At 65.8% G+C, this 21763-nt stretch carries 16 protein-coding genes; 5 read left to right on the forward strand and 11 right to left on the reverse strand.

Features of this window, described 5'->3' with window-relative positions; all coding sequences use genetic code 11:
- Positions 1-686 precede the first annotated feature (686 nt).
- Positions 687-2873: a ComEC/Rec2 family competence protein gene (locus U1763_RS03860; protein ID WP_332754408.1), complete on the reverse strand. Its 2187-nt coding sequence runs from the start codon at positions 2871-2873 to the stop codon at positions 687-689.
- A gap of 90 nt (positions 2874-2963) precedes the next feature.
- Here U1763_RS03860 and gltX point away from each other — a divergent pair, with 90 nt between their 5' ends.
- From gltX to U1763_RS03875, 3 genes are read left to right on the forward strand one after another with little or no spacing between them, the layout of a single operon-like run.
- Positions 2964-4394 (forward strand): glutamate--tRNA ligase, encoded by a 1431-nt coding sequence (gene gltX, locus U1763_RS03865; RefSeq protein ID WP_443026875.1) that lies wholly within the window; start codon positions 2964-2966, stop codon positions 4392-4394.
- 25 nt (positions 4395-4419) lie between these two features.
- A complete protein-coding gene (locus U1763_RS03870) occupies positions 4420-5703 on the forward strand; it encodes a citrate synthase (RefSeq protein WP_060524737.1) in 1284 nt (427 codons plus the stop codon).
- A complete protein-coding gene (locus U1763_RS03875; protein WP_056482223.1) occupies positions 5703-5906 on the forward strand; it encodes a hypothetical protein in 204 nt (67 codons plus the stop codon). Before U1763_RS03870 ends, U1763_RS03875 begins: the two co-directional genes overlap by 1 nt.
- On the opposite strand, the gene U1763_RS03880 is transcribed toward U1763_RS03875, so the two are convergent.
- From U1763_RS03880 to U1763_RS03890, 3 genes are read right to left on the reverse strand one after another with little or no spacing between them, the layout of a single operon-like run.
- The gene (locus tag U1763_RS03880; protein WP_132896757.1) at positions 5880-7259 is read right to left on the reverse strand and encodes a sensor histidine kinase; all 1380 of its coding nucleotides are present in this window, start codon (positions 7257-7259) and stop codon (positions 5880-5882) included. The genes U1763_RS03875 and U1763_RS03880 overlap by 27 nt on opposite strands.
- The gene (locus tag U1763_RS03885; RefSeq protein ID WP_332754188.1) at positions 7256-8353 is read right to left on the reverse strand and encodes a DUF2336 domain-containing protein; all 1098 of its coding nucleotides are present in this window, start codon (positions 8351-8353) and stop codon (positions 7256-7258) included. The genes U1763_RS03880 and U1763_RS03885 overlap by 4 nt, the downstream gene beginning before the upstream one ends.
- 35 nt (positions 8354-8388) lie before the next feature.
- Positions 8389-9570, reverse strand: a complete 1182-nt coding sequence (locus tag U1763_RS03890; protein WP_332754189.1) for a hypothetical protein — start codon at positions 9568-9570, stop codon at positions 8389-8391.
- A 292-nt stretch (positions 9571-9862) separates the two neighbouring features.
- On the opposite strand from U1763_RS03890, the gene U1763_RS03895 reads away from it, so the two are divergent.
- Positions 9863-12148 carry a coiled-coil domain-containing protein gene (locus U1763_RS03895; RefSeq protein WP_332754190.1) on the forward strand — a complete coding sequence of 762 codons (2286 nt, stop codon included), beginning with the start codon at positions 9863-9865 and terminating at the stop codon, positions 12146-12148.
- Positions 12149-12250: 102 nt separating this feature from the next.
- A complete protein-coding gene (locus U1763_RS03900; RefSeq protein ID WP_332754191.1) occupies positions 12251-13030 on the forward strand; it encodes an SDR family oxidoreductase in 780 nt (259 codons plus the stop codon).
- 134 nt (positions 13031-13164) lie between these two features.
- Here U1763_RS03900 and U1763_RS03905 read toward each other — a convergent pair whose 3' ends face one another.
- From U1763_RS03905 to nuoL, 7 genes are all read right to left on the reverse strand, one after another.
- Positions 13165-13446 carry a DUF1467 family protein gene (locus tag U1763_RS03905; RefSeq protein WP_056048558.1) on the reverse strand — a complete coding sequence of 94 codons (282 nt, stop codon included), beginning with the start codon at positions 13444-13446 and terminating at the stop codon, positions 13165-13167.
- Between the two features lie 4 nt (positions 13447-13450).
- A complete protein-coding gene (locus tag U1763_RS03910; protein WP_332754192.1) occupies positions 13451-15088 on the reverse strand; it encodes a ribonuclease J in 1638 nt (545 codons plus the stop codon).
- Between the two features lie 63 nt (positions 15089-15151).
- Positions 15152-15928, reverse strand: a complete 777-nt coding sequence (locus tag U1763_RS03915) for a type III pantothenate kinase (protein ID WP_120300085.1) — start codon at positions 15926-15928, stop codon at positions 15152-15154.
- A 10-nt stretch (positions 15929-15938) separates the two neighbouring features.
- Positions 15939-16670, reverse strand: a complete 732-nt coding sequence (locus U1763_RS03920; protein WP_332754409.1) for a biotin--[acetyl-CoA-carboxylase] ligase — start codon at positions 16668-16670, stop codon at positions 15939-15941.
- A 2-nt stretch (positions 16671-16672) separates the two neighbouring features.
- Positions 16673-18118 (reverse strand): NADH-quinone oxidoreductase subunit NuoN, encoded by a 1446-nt coding sequence (gene nuoN, locus U1763_RS03925; RefSeq protein WP_060524719.1) that lies wholly within the window; start codon positions 18116-18118, stop codon positions 16673-16675.
- Positions 18118-19653 (reverse strand): NADH-quinone oxidoreductase subunit M, encoded by a 1536-nt coding sequence (locus tag U1763_RS03930; protein WP_332754193.1) that lies wholly within the window; start codon positions 19651-19653, stop codon positions 18118-18120. The genes nuoN and U1763_RS03930 overlap by 1 nt, the downstream gene beginning before the upstream one ends.
- The gene (nuoL, locus tag U1763_RS03935) at positions 19653-21758 is read right to left on the reverse strand and encodes an NADH-quinone oxidoreductase subunit L (RefSeq protein WP_332754194.1); all 2106 of its coding nucleotides are present in this window, start codon (positions 21756-21758) and stop codon (positions 19653-19655) included. The genes U1763_RS03930 and nuoL overlap by 1 nt, the downstream gene beginning before the upstream one ends.
- Positions 21759-21763: the final 5 nt, after the last annotated feature.

Raw genomic sequence — 21763 nt, forward strand, 5'->3', positions numbered from 1 at the left:
GGGACCGACTTGCGGCATCAAGGCGCAGGCCGGTCTCGGTGTTTGATTGCCAACGAAAAGCGACAGCCAGGCCGGTAAGCCAAGTCGCTTTTTCCTTACCGGCAACAGCGACTGGGCGTCTTCGGCGAACGAAACGATGTGCTCGGAGCTTTCGAGAAAATGGCCAGTTTTTCGACACCCCCAAGCAAACACCGCCAACCGTCCGGAAGACCCTCTCGCGCTCCGATGCATAAGCGCGACCTCGACTCGAACCCTCAATCTCTGCGCCTCTGCGCCTCTGCGCCTCTGCGCGAACATATCGCCGCCAATCCCCCGCGCAGCCGAAGAATTGGTTCGCGCGGAGACGCGGAGACGCGGAGGTGTTTCGCTTAGGGAGAACGAAACGATTCCAAACGTCTTTCGCAAGTAAGACCAGATAGCCGCCAGTCCGATTCATCCTGCCGTACAAGAACCTTCTCCGCGTCTCCGCGTGAACCAATTCTTTGCACCAAGATCGCATGCGACGACGGGTAATTTTGTTCACGCGAAGGCGCAAAGGTGCAAAGGCGCGAAGATGCAGTGCTTAGATTTGCGACTACCTGCCTTCGCAGACCACCGAAATACCGACGTGGGCTTACCGTTCATGGGGGTGTTGAGGTCTCCCGAGCCGCGTCACCTTCGCGCCTTTGCGCCTTCGCGTGAACATTCTACTTTTGAGGGCCTCGGTCGGCTCGAAACGACGCAGCACCGTGGAACCGGCCATGTCGCAGCCCGAACGAATGCACGGTGCGTTCGAGGAGAGGCGGATCGCGCCAGGGGTGACGATCGCCTGCGTTCAGGATGGTCACGACTGTCCCGCTTCCCAAGGTCAGCGCGACGCCGCCCGTACGCCGGAGTACACGACGATCCAGTTTCAGCCACCGCGGTACGCACCGTTTCGGCAGACCGCGTTCGCTGACGACGACATCGGCGCCGTGACAGGCGGCGATGAACTCAGCAATCGGGACCATATAGGCGCTGCGGGTCGCGAGGATGCGCCACGTCCGCCCCCGTGCGGCGATATCGGTGACGCACAGATCGCGACTGCACCGCGCGTCGGGTTGGTCCGCCAGCAGCAGCGGCTCGCCGTCCACTCCGCCGTTCTCGGCTAGCATGTCGCGCGTATAGTCGCCCGCCCGGTCGCGCAGCATCGCGAGCCCCGCAGCCGTCCGCACCGCGACATGGCGGCCGTCACCGGTCACGAGAACATCCGGGGCCGGCGTCGTCAGCGCCCAGATCGCACCGATCGTCAGCGGGACCAGCCCGAGCCGCCGCCACCGCGTTCGCCACACGGCGATCCAAATTCCTCCAACGATCATCAACGCAAACGCCGCCGTCGGCATCGCTGGCAGGGAGCGCACCGATCCGGGTGCGCTAGCAACGATATGCGCGAGCCACAGCAACGCATCGAGTGATCGCTGGACCAGCCACCATATCGGCGCACCAAGCCCGCCAGCATCGAGTAGCAACGCCAGTGCTTCCAGCGGCATCACCACAAACGTCGTCAGCGGGATCGCGATGATGTTGGCGAACGCGCCGTAGAGCCCGGCCTTATGGAAATGATAGACCGCGATCGGCATGAGCGCGAACTCGACGAGCAGGCCGGTGAGCAACAGCGATGCTACCCCACGAGCGAGACGGCGCGGTCGGCCCTCCTCGTGTGGCCCGAAGAATACGCGAATCGCCGGATGCTCGTGCAGCGCCATGATCGCGGTGATTGCCGCGAACGAAAGCTGGAAGCTCGGTCCCGCTGCCGATTCGGGCAGGACGAGCATGACGCACCCCGCCCCCGCCGCGACGAGGCGCAAGGTCATCGCCTCGCGCCCCATCGCCAGCGCCGCCAGCACGAGCAGCGCGGCGACGCACGACCGGATCGTCGGAACCTGGCTTCCGGTCAGCAACGTATAGCCGATCGCCGCCGCCGCTCCAGCCAGCGCAGCGATCAGAGGCAAGCGCGCGTGCAACGCCAGCCACGGGCTCAGCGCCAGCAGACGCAACACGATCAGCATAGTCGCGGCTACCGCTGCGGTGATGTGCAATCCGCTCACCGACAGCAGGTGCGCGAGCCCGGCCCGGCGCATCGCCTCCGAATCCTCTTCGCTGATGGCACCGACGTCGCCGGTCGCGAGCGCGGCGGCGATCCCGCCCGCGCTGCCGTCCAGACCCGATACGATGTGGTGCGACAACGCGACGCGGATGCCGGCACCCGACTCGCTCGGCGTTGTCACAGCCACCGGTGCGAAGCCCCGCCCTGTCGCGCCGATCCCGCCGAACCACGCGACACGCGCGAAGTCGTAGGCGCCTGGCACCGCGGGCAGCGGCGGCGGCATCAGCCGAGCCCGCAGATGCACGATCGCTCCCGTTCCCAGGAGTTTGGGCGCATCCGCTTCAGCAAGATTGACGCGGACACGATATGGCAAGGCGAGCGGTCGCCCATCCGTCTCCGCCCCCTTTCCGATAGGCAGCACCGTCAGTCGGACCAGCTTCCGCGCCACCAGCGGCTCGATCGCTTCGACCTTTGCCGAGAAGCTCGCGATCGTCGGTCCGCCCAGCACGGGTCGCGCCACCGACTCCGATCGCGCCCAGATCAGTCCGAGCCCCAGTGCTGCCGTCAGCAACCCGATCGCCAGCGACCGCGCGGCACGCCCGCCATGCCCCACCGCCAGACACGCCAGCCCACCAGCCGCCAACACCAGCACCGCTACGCACCACGCCGCCGGGTCCGGCAGCGCGAACCACAGCGCGATCCCGCCACCCAGCATCACCGGCAGCCACAACACCAACTGGTCGCGCTCCGCCTCCAGCCAGCGTTCCACGGCAAGCCCGACGACAGCCCCCCATCGCGGCACGCCCATTTGTCGCCGCCAAGGACGCATGCTAGGGGCGGCGACGGCTGTCATGGCCATCGTTTCTCCATCGTTTCATCAGTCTGGGAGCACCCGCGGTTGGGCGCAATATCTGATACGGGCACCGCCAACTCGGCCGCACCCGTGGTTACCCGTTTCGCTCCGTCGCCGACGGGGTTCCTGCATCTTGGCGGCGCGCGCACCGCGCTGTTCAACTGGCTGTTCGCGAAAGCAAACGGGGGTAAATTCCTGCTGCGGATCGAGGATACCGACCGGGTCCGCTCGACCCAGCCGGCGATCGACGCGATCATCGACGGGATGCGCTGGCTCGGGCTCGACTGGGCCGGCGACGTCGTCATGCAGTTCGCCGGTGCCGAGCGTCACGCTCAGGTCGCGCACGAGATGGTCGCGAACGGCCACGCCTATCGCTGTTACATGACCAACGACGAGATCGCCGCGATGCGTGCCGAGGCGCAGGCTGCGAAGAAGCCGCTCCGCATCCGCAGCCCCTGGCGCGATCGCCCCGAGAGCGATGCGCCGAACCTCCCCCACGTCGTCCGCCTGCGCGCGCCGCAGGAAGGCGCCGTCACGATCGAGGACCGCGTGCAAGGTGCGGTCACGGTCAAGAACGAAGAGATCGACGACCTCGTCCTGCTCCGCTCGGACGGTACGCCGACCTATATGCTGGCCGTCGTAGTCGATGATCACGACATGGGCGTGACGCACGTCATCCGCGGCGACGATCACCTCAACAACGCGTTCCGCCAGTTGCCGATCTACCGCGCGATGGGCTGGCCCGAGCCGATCTACGCGCATATCCCGCTGATCCACGGCCCCGACGGCGCCAAGCTGTCGAAGCGTCACGGCGCGGTGGGCATCGAGGCCTACCGCGACGAGATGGGCATCCTGCCCGAGGCGTTCGACAACTACCTGCTCCGGCTCGGCTGGGGTCACGGCGACGACGAGATCATCAGCCGCGAGCAGGCGGTCGAGTGGTTCGACCTGTCCGGCGTCGGCAAGTCGCCCTCGCGCTTCGACCTGAAGAAGCTCGAGAACCTCAATGGCCATTACATCCGCGAAGCCGACGACGCGCGGCTGGCGCAGCTCGCCGCCGATCGTCTCGGCCACGACCTGCCAACCGGCGGACTCGATCTTCTGACTCGCGCGATGCCCGTCCTGAAGCCGCGTGCCGCAAACCTGAACGAGCTGGCCGAAGGCTCGAATTTCCTGTTCAGCCAGCGGCCCTTGGCAATGGATGACGCCGCAGCGAGCCTTTTACAGGGTGAAGCGAGTGCGATTTTGGTCAATGTCCATGCCGAACTTGACGCGCTCGCCACGTGGGATACGGAGGCGCTCGAAGGCGCGGTACGGCGCGTGGCCGAAGCGTGGGGCGTCAAGCTCGGCCAGGTCGCACAGCCGCTTCGCGCCGCGCTGACGGGACGCAAGACGTCGCCGGGGATCTTCGATGTGCTCGACCTGCTCGGGCGCGACGAGAGCCTCGGTCGGATCGCCGACCGGATGGCTAGCTGATAAGATTTCGAGGAAGGATACAAGCATGAGCGAGACCGCAACCCTCAAGGTCGACGGCAAGGATTTCGAGTATCCGGTGATGTCCGGTACGGTCGGACCCGATGTCATCGATATCCGCAAGCTGTACGCGCAGACGGACAATTTTACCTATGATCCGGGCTTCACCTCGACGGCGTCGTGCCAGTCGAAGCTGACCTATATCGATGGTGACGCCGGCACGCTGCTGCACCGCGGCTACACGATCGGCGAGCTGGCCGAACAGTCGAACTTCATGGAGGTCGCGTACCTGCTCCTCAACGGCGAACTGCCGAGCGAAGACGAACTGGCGAACTTCTCGACCACGATCACGCGCCACACGATGGTCCACGAGCAGCTTGCGCAGTTCTTCCGTGGCTTCCGCCGCGATGCGCATCCGATGGCGATCCTGTGCGGTGTCGTCGGCGCGCTGTCGGCGTTCTATCACGATTCTACCGACATCCACGATCCGGCCCAGCGCGTCATCGCGTCGCACCGCCTGATCGCCAAGATGCCGACGATCGCCGCGATGGCGTACAAGTACAGCGTCGGCCAGCCGTTCGTCTATCCGGACAACACGCTGAGCTACACCGGCAATTTCCTGAAGATGACGTTCGGTGTCCCTGCCGAGAAGTATGTGGTGAACCCGATCGTCGAAAAGGCGATGGACCGCATCTTCATCCTCCACGCCGACCACGAGCAGAACGCGTCGACCTCGACCGTCCGTCTCGCCGGCTCGTCGGGCGCCAACCCGTTCGCGTGCATCGCGGCCGGCATTGCCTGCCTGTGGGGCCCCGCGCATGGCGGCGCGAACGAAGCCGCGCTCAACATGCTGCATGAGATCGGCACCGTCGACCGCATCCCCGAGTATATCGCCCGCGCCAAGGACAAGAACGATCCGTTCCGCCTGATGGGCTTCGGCCACCGCGTCTACAAGAACTACGATCCGCGCGCGGCCGTCATGCAGACGACCGTCAAGGAAGTGCTCGGCGAGCTGGGTGTCACCGACCCCGTGTTCGACGTCGCGATCGAACTCGAGCGTCTCGCGCTGAGCGATCCGTACTTCATCGAGAAGAAGCTGTTCCCGAACGTCGATTTCTACTCGGGCGTGATCCTGTCGGCGATCGGCTTCCCGACCTCGATGTTCACGGTTCTCTTCGCGCTCGCCCGCACCGTCGGCTGGGTCGCGCAGTGGAACGAGATGATCACCGATCCCGACCAGAAGATCGGCCGTCCGCGCCAGCTGTACAGCGGCCCGACCGCGCGTGACTACGTCCCGATGGCATCACGCTGATGAAGACGCTCCGGCCGATCCTGATGGTCGTCGGCGTGCTCAGCGCGCTGATGGGTCTGCTCTGGATCGGCCAGGGGCTCGGTTACGTCCACTGGCCGCAGTCGAGCTTCATGCTCGACCAGCGGCCATGGGCGGATCGCGGTGCATTTCTCGCTGCGTTCGGCCTCGCGCTGATATTAGTGGCGCGCCGGATCCGCCGGTAACGTCAAGACGAACCGCGCGCCTTCGCCGGGCGCGCTCTCGATCATGAGATCGCCTTGCATCGCCCGCGCCAAGCGTCGTGCAATATACAGGCCGAGCCCGTTGCCCCCGGCCTCCGACGGATCGACCCGCTCGAACTTCTCGAAAATCCGGATCTGATCCTCGGGCGCGACGCCCTTGCCCTGGTCCGCGACGACGACGATCGCCTGCGTCTCGGACCGCTCCACCGACACGGTGACATGCGACCCCGCGGGTGAATAGCGCACCGCGTTGCCGACGAGATTGACCAGGATCTGCAGCAAACGCCGGAAATCGCCGAGGGCCGGCACGCGTGCGTCCATCGCCGGCCGAACGATCGTCACCTCGGCATTGCTCGCGCGTACGGTCAGCAGACCCGCAGCGCGGCGAGCGACGTCGGCGAGGTCGATCGGCTCGGGTGCCAGCGCGAAGTCCGGACGCTCGACCGCTTGCAGATCGACGAGATCGTCGACCAGTTCGAGCAGATGCCGGCCGGCGCTGGCGATATCCGCGGCGTAATCGGCATAGTCGTGCTGCACCGGGCCATCGGCCTGCGCGTTGATGCTGTCGGCATTGGCGACGATCCGCGCGAGCGGAATCCGCAACGCCTTGTCGAGCCCGCTGGTGAAGGTCGGCGACAGCGTGTCCGCGGCAACGGGCGCCAGGGCGTCCTCGACGACCATCCGCGCCACGCCGACGAACCCGGCAAAATCGCCCGATGCATCGTGCCGGACATTGGCGGTCAGCGTCACCGCGCGGCCCGAACTCCGCAGATGCGCGGGCTGCGCAGCCATCGCCCGCCGCCTCGCCAGCGAGTCGAGAATCGGCAACGTCCCGTCCGTTCCGGCATCGAGCGCGAACATCGCCGTCAGCGGCTGGCCGAGCAGCGCGAACGCATCGAACCCATGCTTCGGCCCCGCATCCAGCGTCACGAACGTCAGCCGCAGCGCGGAGTCGGTTTCCCACCGCCAGTCGGTATCGCTGCCGAGAAAATCATTCTGCGCATCGGGTGCCGGCCGCGCCGGGCGCCATGCGGCGATCTCGCGCCAGCCGCTGACCGTAAGACGGACGTTCTCGCCGTCCGGTTGCGCGCGCACCCACAGATCGACGTCGGTTTCGTCGTCGGCGACTACGACACCGCGCGACACGACGATGCCGAGCCGTCGCGCCAACCGCGCAATCGTCGCGAGTTGCGGCACCGCGAGTGGCGCACCGCGCATACCCCCCGCCCGTTGGTTCAGTGCGATCAACGCCGGGTCCGCGAACGACAGCGATCCGTCGGGTGCGACGATCGCGTGGGCAATGGGGCTTTCGGTCGAAGGGTCGAACACGCTCATCGCCGACTCGTACGCGCCAGCGCCCGCAACGCCATCCGAAAATCGCGGTTCAGTGCCAGTGGTGCGATCGACGCCCGCGCATCCTCGACACCGACCGAAACGATCGCATCCAGAGCGTCCGCAAATGCCTCGATATCGCGCCGCGGGTCCGCTTCCGACAGGGCCAGCCCGATCCGGGCGATCGTCGGCCGATCCATGTCGAGCGCGCGCAACGCCAGCCACAGCCGATCGCCCTCGGGCTCCAGCGTGATCGCCCGCGCCTGATCGAACGCGATGCCGAGTGCATGCGCCAGCGCCGCTACGAACAGTGACAATCGCCGATCACCGATCGATTCGACCAGCACCGCTGCCAATTCATTGGGTCGCGCATCGAGCGCCCCCGCCAACCGCATCGCCACCGCATCGGGCCGCTCGCCCTCGTCATGCGCCGCGAGACTGCGCTGCGCCGCGTCGGTAATTGCCCGATCGCTCTCGCGCGTAACATGCCGCAAACCATCGCGGATTGCCGCCGCCACCCACCAGACCAGCCGGTGATGGAGTTCGGCGGGGAGTTCGCTCCCACCGACTACGCCCTGTTCGTTCGCGACCCGCCGTCGGCTCTCGGCCGCGAGCAGGGCCGACGCCGCCGACGCTACGATACTGTCCGGCACGCCAGCAAGACGGACCAGCAGGCTAGCCTCGTCGGGCTCGGCCACCTCGACCGGCAGCGACGCCGCGATCAGATCGTGACGCACGCGCGCGATCAGTTCGTCCATCAACTCCTCGTCACGGAGCAATCCGGCGCGCGTCAGTCGATCGACGACACCCCCCGCGCCCGCCTTGAGGATCGCCTCGCCCGCCTTGCTCGATCCGTTTCCGACAAGCGACCGCGCCGCATGGCGCCGGATATCCCACTCGATCGAACCGACGATCGCATCCAGCACATGCGCCAGCATCAGCCGCGTCCGGTCGTCCAACCGCGCATCCGCATCGAGGAAGAAGTCGGCGATCGTCCCCGCCAGTCGCGTCTCCGCGCGCAAGCGCACGGTCTCGGCCCGCGCGAGCGGATCGTCATAGGACGGCATAGCGTCAACTGGGTCTCGGCCGACCGACATCGCCCCGTGCTTAGCCTCCGGTCGTTAAGGTCCGCCTAAGGCGCGCGGCGCAATCGTTCGATCACCGCCGCCAGCGTCGCGGTCGCATAGGCCGCGGTCAACCCCAATCCCACCACCGGAAAACCGACCAATGCGGTCAGCGTCACGATCAGCAGATACGCCGCCGGACTGCCCCACCAGAACTGGCGCGCGCGTTCGACGATCGCGCGCTCGGCCAGTCCGCCGATCGCGACGAGGGCGGTACCGATCGCCAGCGCGGTGTTCTCGCCCGCATAGCCGCTGACGAAGAACGCAAAGACGAGGATGGCGGCGGCAACGACACCGCCGATCGCCACGGTCTGGCCATGCGCCATCGGCTCTTCGTCGCGAAGCCCGCTCAACACCGAACCAAGTGCCAATGCGATGCACCCGACCAGCGCCAGGATCAGCCCGGTCGAGGACAGGCCTACGCCGATCGTCACCAGCCCGGCGACGCCCAGCGCCAGCCCGGCCGCGCCCACCGTGGTCCCCGCGACGCCGCGATCGACCAGCAGCGGCAACGCCAGCCGCGCGATCGGCGCGAGCACGAACCGGTCGAACCAGCCGCGCCGCCCCGACACGATCGTCATCAGCACCGCACGCCCGCGTTCCTCCAGCGTCCGCGCCTGCCGCTCGATACCGTGCCCACCGCGCACCGCATCGGTTGGCAGCAACACCTGCGTCGCGCGCGACTGTACCGCCAAGCGCAACAGCGACGACTGAAGATCGTAATCCTGCGGCAAAGCCGAGACCTCGGCGATCCGGCTCGAACTCAGCCGGGCGACCCCGGCCCACGCCATCTGCCCGCCGACACGTTCGAACCCCGGCCCGGCATCGCTCTCCGGCACGACGAGCAGGCAATCGCCCTCCTCGCCCGCCATCGCCTTGACGATCGCCTCGGTGGTGACCAGCCCGTCGCCGAGCATCAGCACGCGGGCGAGCGGATGCAGCTTCTCGACCGCTTCGGTCGCCGAGCGCACCGTATCGACCGAAACGCCGCGCCGCCCGATCCGGTTGATCGCCCCCAAAAGCTCGGGCGTCATCCGCGCGACGACGACGATCACCTGCGACACGCCGGCCGCGATCAGCAACCGTGCCTGGTATTCGATAAGCGTGACGCCGCTGAACGGCAGCGTCGCGGCCAGACGATCGGGACGATCGTCGGCGTCGTGAATTGCAAATAATAGGCCGGCAAGCATCGCAGGCTGTTAGGCGGTACGCGCCGTCCTGCAAAGCCCGCGTTAGGTCGAACTGCCCTGCGCCGCGGTTCGGTTCGACGTTACGCGCGAGAAACCACCCGGCTGGGGCGACTATACTGCCACATCCTCCCGTGCTTATCACAAGGATCGACCGCGGCTTCTCGCGGCGCCACCACGATCATACGCCGTGTCGCCCCGCTTACCGGACGGATGTTCGCCGAACCGTCGCATCATCCGTTTTGTCCGACGACAATCCATGATACTTCCGCAATTCATGAACGGGGGTTCGTCAATGATCGGGTTTCGCGCGTCGGCAGGCAATGCCCATCCCATTCGCGCGGACATCGTGATGGATCCGGTGATAGAAGACATGTCCGACACCGTCACCGAACCCCATTTCGACGAGCCCGCGCAAGAGCCTGCGCCCGAACGCGGTCCGCTTTTCGCCGGCATCGCGGTTGCGATCGTAGCGATATGGCTCGCCGCGATGCTGTGGATCGCACGCGATTCGCTGGCGACGATCGAACCGGTCGCGCTGGTCCAGTTCATCGCCGCGCTCTGCATCGTCCCTGCGCTCGTCGGCATCGTCTGGCTGCTCACCATGCGCACCAGCCGCACCGAGGCGCATCGGTTCGGCATCACCGCGCAGGCCATGCGCGACGAAGCGGCCAGCCTGGAGCGCACCGTCGCAGCGCTGTCGAACACGATCGACGCCAATCGCCAGCACCTTGCCGAACAATTGAACGCGCTCATGGCGATGGGCGGCGGCGCGACCGAACAATTGGCCGCGATCGGTCGCGGCATGGTCTCCGAAATCGACCAGGCTGCAGCCCACGCGCGCAACCTCGCAACCTCGACGGCCGGCGCACAGACCAGCCTCGGCGTCCTGATAGCCACGCTCCCCCGCGCGCAGGCGGATATCGACGACGTCGCCAAGCGTCTCGAACGCACCGGTCTGTCGGCCAGCGAACACGCCGCTGCGCTCGACGCGCAGATCGTTGCGCTCGCCGAACGCGGCCGCGACGCCGACGCGATGGCCAGCGGCGCAGCGCAACGCCTTGCCGCGCATATCGTCCGGATGGAGGCGACCAGCCAGACCGCGGGCGCACATCTCGAATCGGTCACCGACGGTATGTCCGCCGCGGTCGACGCGTTGCTCAACCGTACCGCCGACGCCGTCGATCTGTCGCGCCGCGGCATCGCTGCGCAGGGCGACGCGATGCTGGCGATGGTCGGCGCCAACCAGGCCGCGCTCGACAGCGCCGCGCGTGACAGCGCCGAGGCGCTCGCGCACCGTATCGCCGCGGTCGAGGACGCGATCGAACGCGTCGCGATCCGCCTCGATCTACAGCGTAGCGCCGGCGACCGGATCGTCGACGACCTCCACACCGGGCTCGGCGAAGTCGAATCGCGGATCGAACTGCTCCATCGCCATGGGACCGAGCGCACGCAAGACCTCGCCGCATCGATCAGCGCGCTGGGCGGCTCGGCGAATGCGATGACCGAAGCGTTGCGTGCGGGCGACGACATGGCGCACCGGACGATCGCCACGACCGAAACGTTGCTCGTCGCGCTCGACGCGGCCGCACGCGAGATCGACGAGACCATGCCTGAAGCTTTGGGCCGGCTCGATTCGCAGGTGCTCGCCAGCAAGAGCATCGTCGTCTCCGCACGCCCCGAACTGCTCGCGCTGGTTACGGCGGCCGAGAGCACGCACGACGCGATCGAGGCCATCGCCGGCGTGATCTCCGAACAGCGCCTCGTCCTCGACACACTGTCGACCGACCTGCTCAACACGCTCAATACCGGTCGCGCGAAGGCGGATGCGCTAGGCCAGATGGTCGACGAAGCGATCGGCCGCACGCAGCATTTTGCCGAAGACGCCGCACCGCAGTTGATCGAGGCACTCCACCGCGTTCGCGAAACCGCCGCGGTGGCTGCCGACAAGGCGCGAGAGACGCTGTCGAAGGTCATACCCGAAGCCGCAGCCGCACTCGAAGCCGCCAGCGCCGACGCGATGCGCCGCGCGACCAACGACACCGTGGAACGCCAGGTCAAGGCGCTCACCGATGCCACCGGCGCAGCAGTCGATGCTGCAACCGGTGCAACCGAGCGCCTCGCACGCGAAGTCCAGATGATCGTCGACCAGACCGCCGTAGTTGAAACGCGGATTCAGGAAGCGCGTACGGAGCGCGAAGACGCCGACCAGGACACGTTCGCACGCCGCGTGTCGCTGCTGATTGAATCGCTCAACTCGGCGTCGATCGACATTACCAAGGCGATCGCGCCCGAAATTTCCGACAGTGCGTGGGGCGCGTATCTCAAAGGTGACCGCGGCGTCTTCACGCGTCGCGCGGTCCGCATCCTCGACGCCAGCGAAGTCCGCGAGATCGCCGGGCTCTACGATGAGGACGAAACGTTCCGCGAGATGGTCAACCGCTACATCCACGACTTCGAAGCGATGCTCCGCACGATCCTGACGCAACGCGATGGCTCGCCACTGGGGGTTACGTTGCTGTCGTCGGACATGGGCAAGCTGTACGTGGCGCTGGCGCAGGCCATCGAGCGCCTGCGCTGAGCCGGACCGAATAGGAGTTCTCGAAATGATCCAGCGCCACCGCTGACGCGGCCCTCGCCAGCGGAGCAATCCGCCGACCGGACTCATATTTTCGAGGCTCGAATGCCAAGACTGAACATGAAGATATGCGTCATCACCGGCGCAGCCCGCGGCATCGGCCGCGCGATCGCCGAGCGCTTCCATGACGAAGGCGCCATCGTCATCCTCACCGACATCGACGAAACCGCCGGCGCCGAGACTGCGGCGGCGATAGGCTGCCGGTTCGAAAAGCTCGACGTCCGCGAAGAAGCGGACTGGCAGCGTCTGGCGACTATCGTTCCGGTGGTCGACGTGCTCGTCAACAATGCCGGCGTGACCGGCTTCGAGGACGGCATGGTTGCGCATGATCCCGAACATGCGAGCTTGTCAGACTGGCGCGCGGTTCATGCGGTCAATCTCGACGGGACGTTCCTCGGCTGCCGCTATGCTATCGGTGCGATGAAGGCGGCCGGAACCGGCTCGATCATCAACATTTCGTCGCGCTCAGGCCTCGTCGGCATTCCCCTCGCCGCAGCCTATGCGTCGTCCAAGGCGGCGATCCGCAATCACAGCAAGACGGTGGCGCTGTACTGCGCGCAACAGGGGTGGAAAATCCGCTGCAACTCGGTGCATCCCGCGGCGATCCTGACACCGATCTGGGAGCCTATGCTCGGGGATGGGGCGGACCGGGAGGCGCGGATGGCGGCGCTAGTGGCAGACACGCCGTTGAAACGGTTCGGAATGCCGAACGAGGTGGCCGCGGTGGCGGTGATGCTCGCGTCGGACGAGACGACGTATATCACGGGTACGGAGATCAATATCGATGGGGGTTTGCTGGCCGGGTCGGCGGCATCGCCGGGGTAACGATCCTCCCCCGCAAGGGGGAGGTGGCGCGAAGCGACGGGGGGGAGGAACACGCAACATCGGTTTGCGCTTTCCTCCCCCCCGTCTGGCAAGGGCCAGCCACCTCCCCCTTGCGGGGGAGGATCGCTGGTCGTTCAGCGCGTAACCATGTTGCCCCGGTCGAACAGGTCGACCGTCTGCGGCGTGATCCACCCGTAAGAATAATTCAGCTGGAACAGCACGAACAGCACCGTCGCCACCACGGTCACCCGCCACGCCGTCCGCCCCGAGCGAAACTCGTGCGGCGCGCTTTCGGCCTGGCCGGGGACGTGTTCGCCCCCGACCTCACGCGTCGTCTTCACGCCGAATGGCAGGACCAGGAACACCGAGAACGACCAGAACAGGACGTATATCGCGAGTGCCGAGGTCCAGCGCACCCGATCAGCCCTCGATCAGCAGGACATCGACGATCGGCTGCTTGCCGGTCCAGCGCTTGGCGACCTTACGCACCGCGAGACGGATCTGCTCGCGCATCTTCTCGCTCTCGCGCTTGCCGCCGCGTACCGTGTCCGCGGCCGCCTGGACCGCATCGGCGATGAACGCCGCGCGGTCTTCCTCGACCGGCACGCCCTGCACGCGGACCTGCGGCTGGCCGACCATCCGGCCGTCCTTGCCGAGCGCGACACCGACCGAAATCTGGCCGTTGATCGCCAGCTTCCGCCGCTCGCTCAGCGTCGCGCCGTCCGCCGGCAGGATCACGTCGCCGTCGAGCACCAGACGCCCGACGGTCGCGTTGCCGATCTTCGCAGGGCCCTTGGGCGCCAGACGGATGATGTCGCCGTTGCTCTGCACGATCGCGCGCGGAATGCCCTGCTCGAGACCGAAGCGCGCGTGCTCCATCATATGACGAATCTCGCCGTGCGTCGGCACGAGTACCTCGGGCCGCAGCCAGTCATACATCTGCGCGAGTTCCGGCTGACCCGGGTGACCCGACACATGGACGTGCGCCTGGCGCTCGGTGATCATGCGGATGCCCCTGGCCGCCAGCGTGTTCTGGATACGACCGATCTGGACCTCGTTACCCGGGATCTGCTTCGACGAGAAGATCACCGTGTCGTCGGCTTCGAGCGTAATCGTGTGCTGGCCATTGGCGACACGTGCCAGCGCCGCGCGCTCCTCGCCCTGGCCGCCGGTGGCGATAATCAGCACCTTGTTCTTCGGCAGGCGCATCGCTTCGTCGGGGCTGATCGTGTCGGGGAAGTCCTTCAGATACCCCGTCGCGCGCGCGACCTTGATGATCCGGTCGAGCGAACGGCCGGTCACGCACAGCTTGCGCCCGGTTTCCTTCGCCACTTCGCCGAAGGTGTGCAGACGCGCCGCGTTCGACGCGAAGCTGGTGATCATCACCCGGCCCTTGGCCTTGCTGACCTCTTCGAACAGCCCCTTGCGCACGGTGCTCTCGCTGCCCGACGCGGTGGTGTTGAAGATGTTGGTCGAATCGCAGACCAGCACGTCGACGCCCTTGTCGCCGATCGCCATGAAGCCCTCGGGCGTGGTCGGGTTGCCGATCACCGGGTTCTTGTCGAGCTTCCAGTCGCCGGTATGGAACACGCGACCATAGGGCGTGTCGATCAGCAGCGCGTTCGCCTCGGGGATCGAATGCGACATTTCGACAAAGGTGAAGCCGAACGGCCCGAGCTGGAAATTGCCGCCCATCGGGATCATCTTGAGCTTCACGCGGTTGGCGATGCCCTCTTCCTCGAGCTTGCCGCGGATCAGGCCCATCGTGAACGGCGTCGCGTAGATCGGCACGCCAAGGTCCTCGGCGAGATACGGCAGCGAGCCGATGTGATCCTCATGGCCGTGCGTGATGACGATGCCGAGCAGGTCGTCGATCCGGTCCTCGATGAAGGACAGGTCGGGCAGGATCACATCGACGCCGGGATATTGCGGATCGGCGAAGGTGATGCCGAGATCGACCATCACCCACTTGCCCTGGCAGCCGTACAGGTTGACGTTCATGCCGATTTCGCCGGAGCCGCCAAGGCCACAGAAAAGGAGTTCGTTCTTCGGGGTCATTGATTACTTTCAGGATTGTACAGAAATATGGCCCGCAGGCCGGTCGGCGCGAGCCCAATGGCCCTAGATATGGTGACGATCCCACATCATCGCCAGCCCCTGGATCGTCAGGTCGGCTTCGATGACGTCGAACACGTCGGTCTGTTTCTCGAATAATGTGGCAAGGCCGCCGGTGGCGACGACCTTCACGGGACGGCCGATCTCGCGCTTCATCCGCGCGACCAGCCCCTCGATCATCGCGACATAGCCCCAATAGATGCCGATGTGCATCTGCGAGACGGTGTTAAGCCCGATGACGCTGGTATCCGTCGGCGCCTCGATGGCGATCCGCGGGAGTTTCGCCGCAGCGGTGACCAGCGCGTCGAGCGACAGGTTGATCCCCGGCGCGATGATCCCGCCCTTGTACGCGCCGCTATAGTCGACGACGTCGAACGTAGTCGCGGTGCCGAAATCGATCACGATCAGGTCGCCGGGATGCAGCGCATGCGCGGCGATCGTGTTGACCGCACGGTCGGCACCGAGCGAGGCGGGCTCGTCGACGTCGATCGCGATGCCCCATTCGACCGGCGCATGGCCGGCGATCAGCGCCTCGGTGTTAAAGTATTTCGACGCGAGCACCTGGAGGTTGTGCAGCGCGCGGGGGACGACGGTGGCTACAATGACACCCTCGACAGCAGTGCGATCATGCCCGCCGAGCTGCATCAACTGGCTCAACCACACCGCATACTCATCCGCCGTCCGTCGGGGATCGGTCGCGATCCGCCAGCGTGCGACGATCTCGCCGGCTTCGACCAGCGCGAACACGACATTGGTATTGCCGGCATCGATCGCGAGCAGCATCAGCGGGGCCTCAAAGCAGGAAGACGTCGGCAGCGTGAATGACACGCCGCTCGCCAGACGCCAAGCGGAGGATCAGCGCACCGTCGGTGTCGAGCCCGACGAACAGGCCGTCGATCCCGCTGCCATCGGGGAGTCGCGCGGTCAGCGCGGTCCCAGCGGGGTGGGCACAATCGACCCAGCGCTCACGGACGGGCGCGATGCCCTCAGTGCGCCAACGCCCTATCCAACGCGCGAAACTGTCGGCGAGGATGTCGAGGAACATCGCCGGATCGACCACCACGCCGTGCGCGGCGAGATCGGTCGTCGCCCGGTCGGGCAGATCGGGATGATGCGCGATGTTGACGCCGTAGCCGACGATCACCGCATTATCCGCGCGTTCGAGCAGGATGCCCGACAGCTTGGCGTCCGCAAGCAACAGGTCGTTGGGCCATTTCAGGACCAGCGTCTCACTCGCATCCGTCGTGCCCTGGCAGATCCCGGCGACGAGGAACGTCGACACCGTTTCCTGCAACGCGACCGCGGCAACCAGCGCGAGGCTAGCCGCGGGCGGATCGTTCGGTCGCAACCGGACGAGCGTGCTCGCGTAGAGGTTACCCTCGGGCGACGACCATTCGCGCCCGAGCCGCCCCCGCCCCGCCGTCTGGCGGATCGCGCGCAACCAGAGACCGTCCTCGGCACCGCCGCGTGCAAGCTCCAACAGGTCGGCGTTGGTCGATCCTGTTTCCGCGACGGTGCGGATGATGCTCAGAACAACGCCCGTGCGGCCGCCATCGTCCACGCGCCGAGCACGGGGATGAGGAGGTAGCCGGCTGGCGACACGAACACGGCGGCGATGGCGATGAGACCACCCTCGACCTTGCTCTCCATCGGCGCGAACGCCGGTGCCGGATCGTCGAAGTACATCGTCTTGACAACGCGCAGGTAATAATACGCGCCGATCACCGAGGCGGCGATGCCGACCACCGCCAGCGGGAACAGACCGGCGTCGACCGCCGCGCTGAACACCGCGAACTTCGCATAGAAGCCGAACAGCGGCGGGATGCCGGCGAGGCTGAACATGAAGATCGCGAGTGCCGCTGCCAGTGCAGGGCGAGTCCGCGACATGCCGGCAAGGCTGTCGATCGTCTCGACCGGCTGCCCGTCGTCACCACGCATCTGCAACACGACCAGGAACGAACCCAGCGTCATCGCGACGTAGATCGTGAGGTACATCAGCACGCCCGACACGCCTTCCGGCGTCCCAGCCGCAAGACCGATCAGCGCGAAGCCGACATTGTTGATCGACGAATAGGCGAGCAGGCGCTTGATGTTGGTCTGGCCGATCGCCGCGACCGCACCGAGGATGATCGAGGCGAGCGCCGCGAAGATTACGATCTGGCGCCACTGGTCGGTCGCCGGGCCCATCGCATCGACCGCCACGCGGACGCTGAGCGCAAGCGCCGCGACCTTTGGTGCCGACGCGAAGAACGCGGTGACCGGGGTCGGTGCGCCCTCGTACACGTCGGGCGTCCACATGTGGAACGGCACGGCGCTGATCTTGAACGCGAGCCCTGCGAACACGAACACCAGACCGAACAGCAGGCCGAGCGACTTGGTGCCAGCGTATGCTTCCGAGATGCCGGAGAACAGCGTCGTACCGCTGAACCCGTAAACCAGCGAGATGCCGTACAGCAGGATGCCGCTGGCAAGCGCGCCGAGCACGAAATACTTCAGGCCCGCTTCCGCCGAGCGCCCGTCGCGGCGCATGAAGCTGGCGAGGACATAGGCCGCAAGGCTCTGGAGCTCGAGACCGACATACAGAGTCAGCATGTCGGTGGCCGAGACCATGATCCCCATGCCGCACGCCGACAGCAGGATCAGCACCGGGTATTCCGGACGTAGATCGTCGCCGTGCGTGCGCGCGAAGAAGCTCGGCGCCATCACGATCGCGACCGCCGAAGCGATGTAGATCAGCACCTTGGCGAACGCGCCGAACGCGTCTGCGCGGTACAGGCCGTCGAACGCATAGCCACCCGACGAGGCCGGACCGACGAGAGCGATCCCTGCCCCGACCAGTACGAACACGGCCGCGATCGACACGGCTCGCGTGGACTTGTCCCCGCCCCAGGCCGAGACGAGCATCAGGGCGATCGCACCCAACGCCAGCACCAGTTCGGGCAGCGTCATTGCGATGTTAGCGGCGTAATCCATCAGTGTGCCTCCCCGTGCGCGGCACTATGGACGGTTGCGGCGGGCTTCCCCGCAGTTGGGTTGGAATCGCTGGCCGGCTTGGCGCGGTCGACACGGGCGAGAAGCACGCCCACGTCCTTGCGCATCGGTGCCAGGAAACTCTCGGGATACACGCCCATCCACAGCACGACGGCTGCGATTGGTGCGAGCAGCCACATCTCGCGGCCCGACAGGTCGACCATCGCCCGGACGTCGTCGGACTTGATCTCGCCGAACACGACGCGACGATACAGGAACAGCATGTATGCAGCGCCGAGGATGATGCTCGTCGTGCAAAGCAACGCAGTCCAGGTCGAGACCTGATACGTGCCCATGAGCGACAGGAATTCGGCGACGAAGCCGCTGGTGCCCGGCAGGCCGATCGAGGCCATCGTGAAGAACAGGAAGAAGATCGCGTACTTCGGCATGTTGATCGCGAGACCACCGTAGCGCGAGATCTCGCGGGTATGGAGCTGGTCGTAGATCACGCCGACGCACAGGAACAACGCACCCGATACCAAGCCGTGGCTCAGCATCATGATCATCGCGCCTTCGATGCCCTGCCGGTTGAACGCGAACAGGCCGATCGTGACGATCGCCATGTGCGCGACCGACGAATAGGCGATCAGCTTCTTCATGTCCGACTGCACGAGCGCAACGAGCGAAGTGTAGATCACCGCGACCGCCGACAGGCCGAAGATCAGCCAAGTGAGCTGGCCCGATGCTTCGGGGAACATCGGCAGCAGGAAGCGCAGGAAGCCGTATCCGCCGAGCTTCAGCAGCACGCCCGCCAGGATCACCGAGCCTGCGGTCGGCGCCTGGACGTGCGCGTCGGGCAACCAGGTGTGGACCGGCCACATCGGCATCTTGACCGCGAACGATGCGAAGAACGCCAGCCACAGCCATGTCTGCACATACGCGGGGAAGTCGTAGTTCAGCAGCGCCGGGATGCTGGTCGTGCCCGCGGTCTTCGCCATGTACAACATCGCGATGAACATCAGGACCGAGCCGAGCAGCGTGTACAGGAAGAATTTGTACGACGCGTAGATCCGGTTGGCGCCGCCCCAGATGCCGATGATCAGGTACATCGGGATCAGACCGGCTTCGAAGAACACGTAGAACAAGAACAGGTCCTGCGCCGCGAACGTGCCGATCATCAGCACTTCGGTGAACAAGAACGCCGCCATGTATTCGGGCACGCGCGTCGTGATCGAGCGCCAGCTGGCGCCGATGCAGATCGGCATCAGGAACACGCTGAGCATGATCAGCATCAGCGCAAAGCCGTCTATGCCGAGCGACCAGCCGAACGGGCCGAAGATGCCGGGAGCATGCTCGACGAACTGCCACTGCGCGCCGCCGATGTCGTAATTCATCCACAGCATGATGCCGAGAACGAAGTCGATCAGCGTCGCCGCCAGAGCCAGCGTCCGCGCCGTATTCGCCGAAACGAACAGGCACACGACAGCCGCGATCATCGGGACCGCGATCAGGACGAAGAGAATAGGAAAGCCGGTCATTACAGTCCGATCGCCCAGGTTACGGCTGCGGTCAGCCCGATCAGCATGACGAAGGCATAGGTGTAGAGGTATCCCGTCTGGAAGCGGTTGGCCACGCGGCTACCGATCTGCACGACCCAGGTCGCGCCATCAGGCCCGAACCGGTTGATCGTCTTCTCGTCACCGCGGTGCCACAGGAAGCGGCCGATCGCGAACGCCGGACGGACGAAGATCAGGTCGTACAGCTCGTCGAAATACCACTTATGCAGCAGGAAGTCGTAGAGCACGCCGAACTGTTCGACGACCTTGGCCGGGAACGTCGGTGCCTTGATATAGGCATACCAGGCGGTCAGCAGGCCGAGCAGCATCGCGATCGTCGCCGACAGTTTGATCAGCAACGGCACGCCGTGCATCTCGTGCATCAGATGTTCGCGGAACGCGAGTGCGCCCTTCCAGAACTCCTCGCCTGCGGTAGGCTCGATGAAGAAGCCGTGGAACACGAAGCCGGCGAGGACCGCACCGACCGATAGCACGATCAGCGGGATCAGCATCGGCAACGGGCTCTCGTGCGGGTGATAGCCGCCATCGCCTTCGGCCGGTGCGTGCGTCGCGTCGTGATGACCGTGCGGCGCATGACCTGCGTCCTCGGCCTGAGCCGGGTTCGCATGATGGTCATCCGCGTGATGCGCGTCGTGCGCGTGATCATCGTGACCATGCGCGTCATGGAGCGCATGCTGGATATGCTCCGATGCGGCCCAGCGCGGTTTGCCCCAGAAGGTCAGGAACATCACGCGCCACGAATAGAAGCTGGTCAGCAACGCGACGAGCACGCCGACGAACCACACGCCCGGCTGACCCGCAGCCCAGCTCGCCTCGATGATCGCATCCTTCGAATGGAAGCCTGCAAAGCCGATCGCGGTGTTGCCGAAGATGCCGGGGATGCCGACGCCGGTGATCGCGAGCGTGCCCGCCATCATCGCCCAGAACGTCACCGGGATCTTCTTACGCAGGCCGCCATAATAGCGCATGTCCTGCTCGTGGTGCATCGCATGGATGACCGAGCCGGCGCCGAGGAACAGCAACGCCTTGAAGAACGCGTGCGTGAAGAGGTGGAACATCGCCGCGCCGTACGCGCCGACGCCCGCCGCGAAGAACATGTAGCCGAGCTGCGAACAGGTCGAATACGCGATCACGCGCTTGATGTCGGTTTGTACGAGGCCACAGGTGGCGGCGAACAGGCAGGTCGCCGCACCGACCGAGGTGACCACGGTCAGCGCGACCGGGCTCATCTCGAACATCGGCGACAGGCGGCAGACCATGAAGACGCCAGCGGTGACCATCGTCGCCGCGTGGATCAGCGCCGACACCGGGGTCGGGCCTTCCATCGCGTCCGGCAACCAGGTGTGCAGGCCGAGTTGTGCCGACTTGCCCATCGCGCCGACGAACAGCAGCAAGCAGAGCACCGTCATCGTATCGAAACGGTAGCCGAGGAAGCCGAGCGTCGAGCCCGCCATGCCGGGAGCCGCGGCGAGGATCTCGGGGATCGAGACCGTGCCGAACACCAGGAACGTGCCGAAGATACCGAGCATGAAGCCGAGATCGCCGACGCGGTTGACGACGAACGCCTTGATTGCGGCTGCGCTGGCGGAAGGCTTGCGGAACCAGAACCCGATCAGGAGGTAGGATGCGAGGCCCACGCCTTCCCAGCCGAAGAACATCTGGACGAGGTTGTTCGCGGTCACGAGCATCAGCATCGCGAAGGTGAACAGCGACAGATACGCGAAGAAGCGCGGCTGGTCGGGATCCTCGTCCATATAGCCCCAGCTATACAGATGGACGAGCGCCGAGACCGACGTGACGACCACGAGCATTACCGCAGTCAAAGCGTCGACGCGCAATGACCACGCGACGTTCATGTCGCCGGAGTGGATGAAGTCGAGCAGCGGCGCGACGGTCGCCGTGCTGGTGCCCGAGAGGAAGCCGATGAAGATCGGCCAGGACAACAGGCACGATGCGAACAGCGCAGCCGTGGTGACGAGTTTCGCCGGCACGTTGCCGATCGCGCGATTGCCGAACCCGGCAACGATCGCGGCCAGTAACGGCAGGAAGACGATAAGTTGGATCAACCGTA

The organism is Sphingomonas sorbitolis (assembly GCF_036663875.1).
Taxonomy (GTDB): Bacteria; Pseudomonadota; Alphaproteobacteria; order Sphingomonadales; family Sphingomonadaceae; genus Sphingomonas.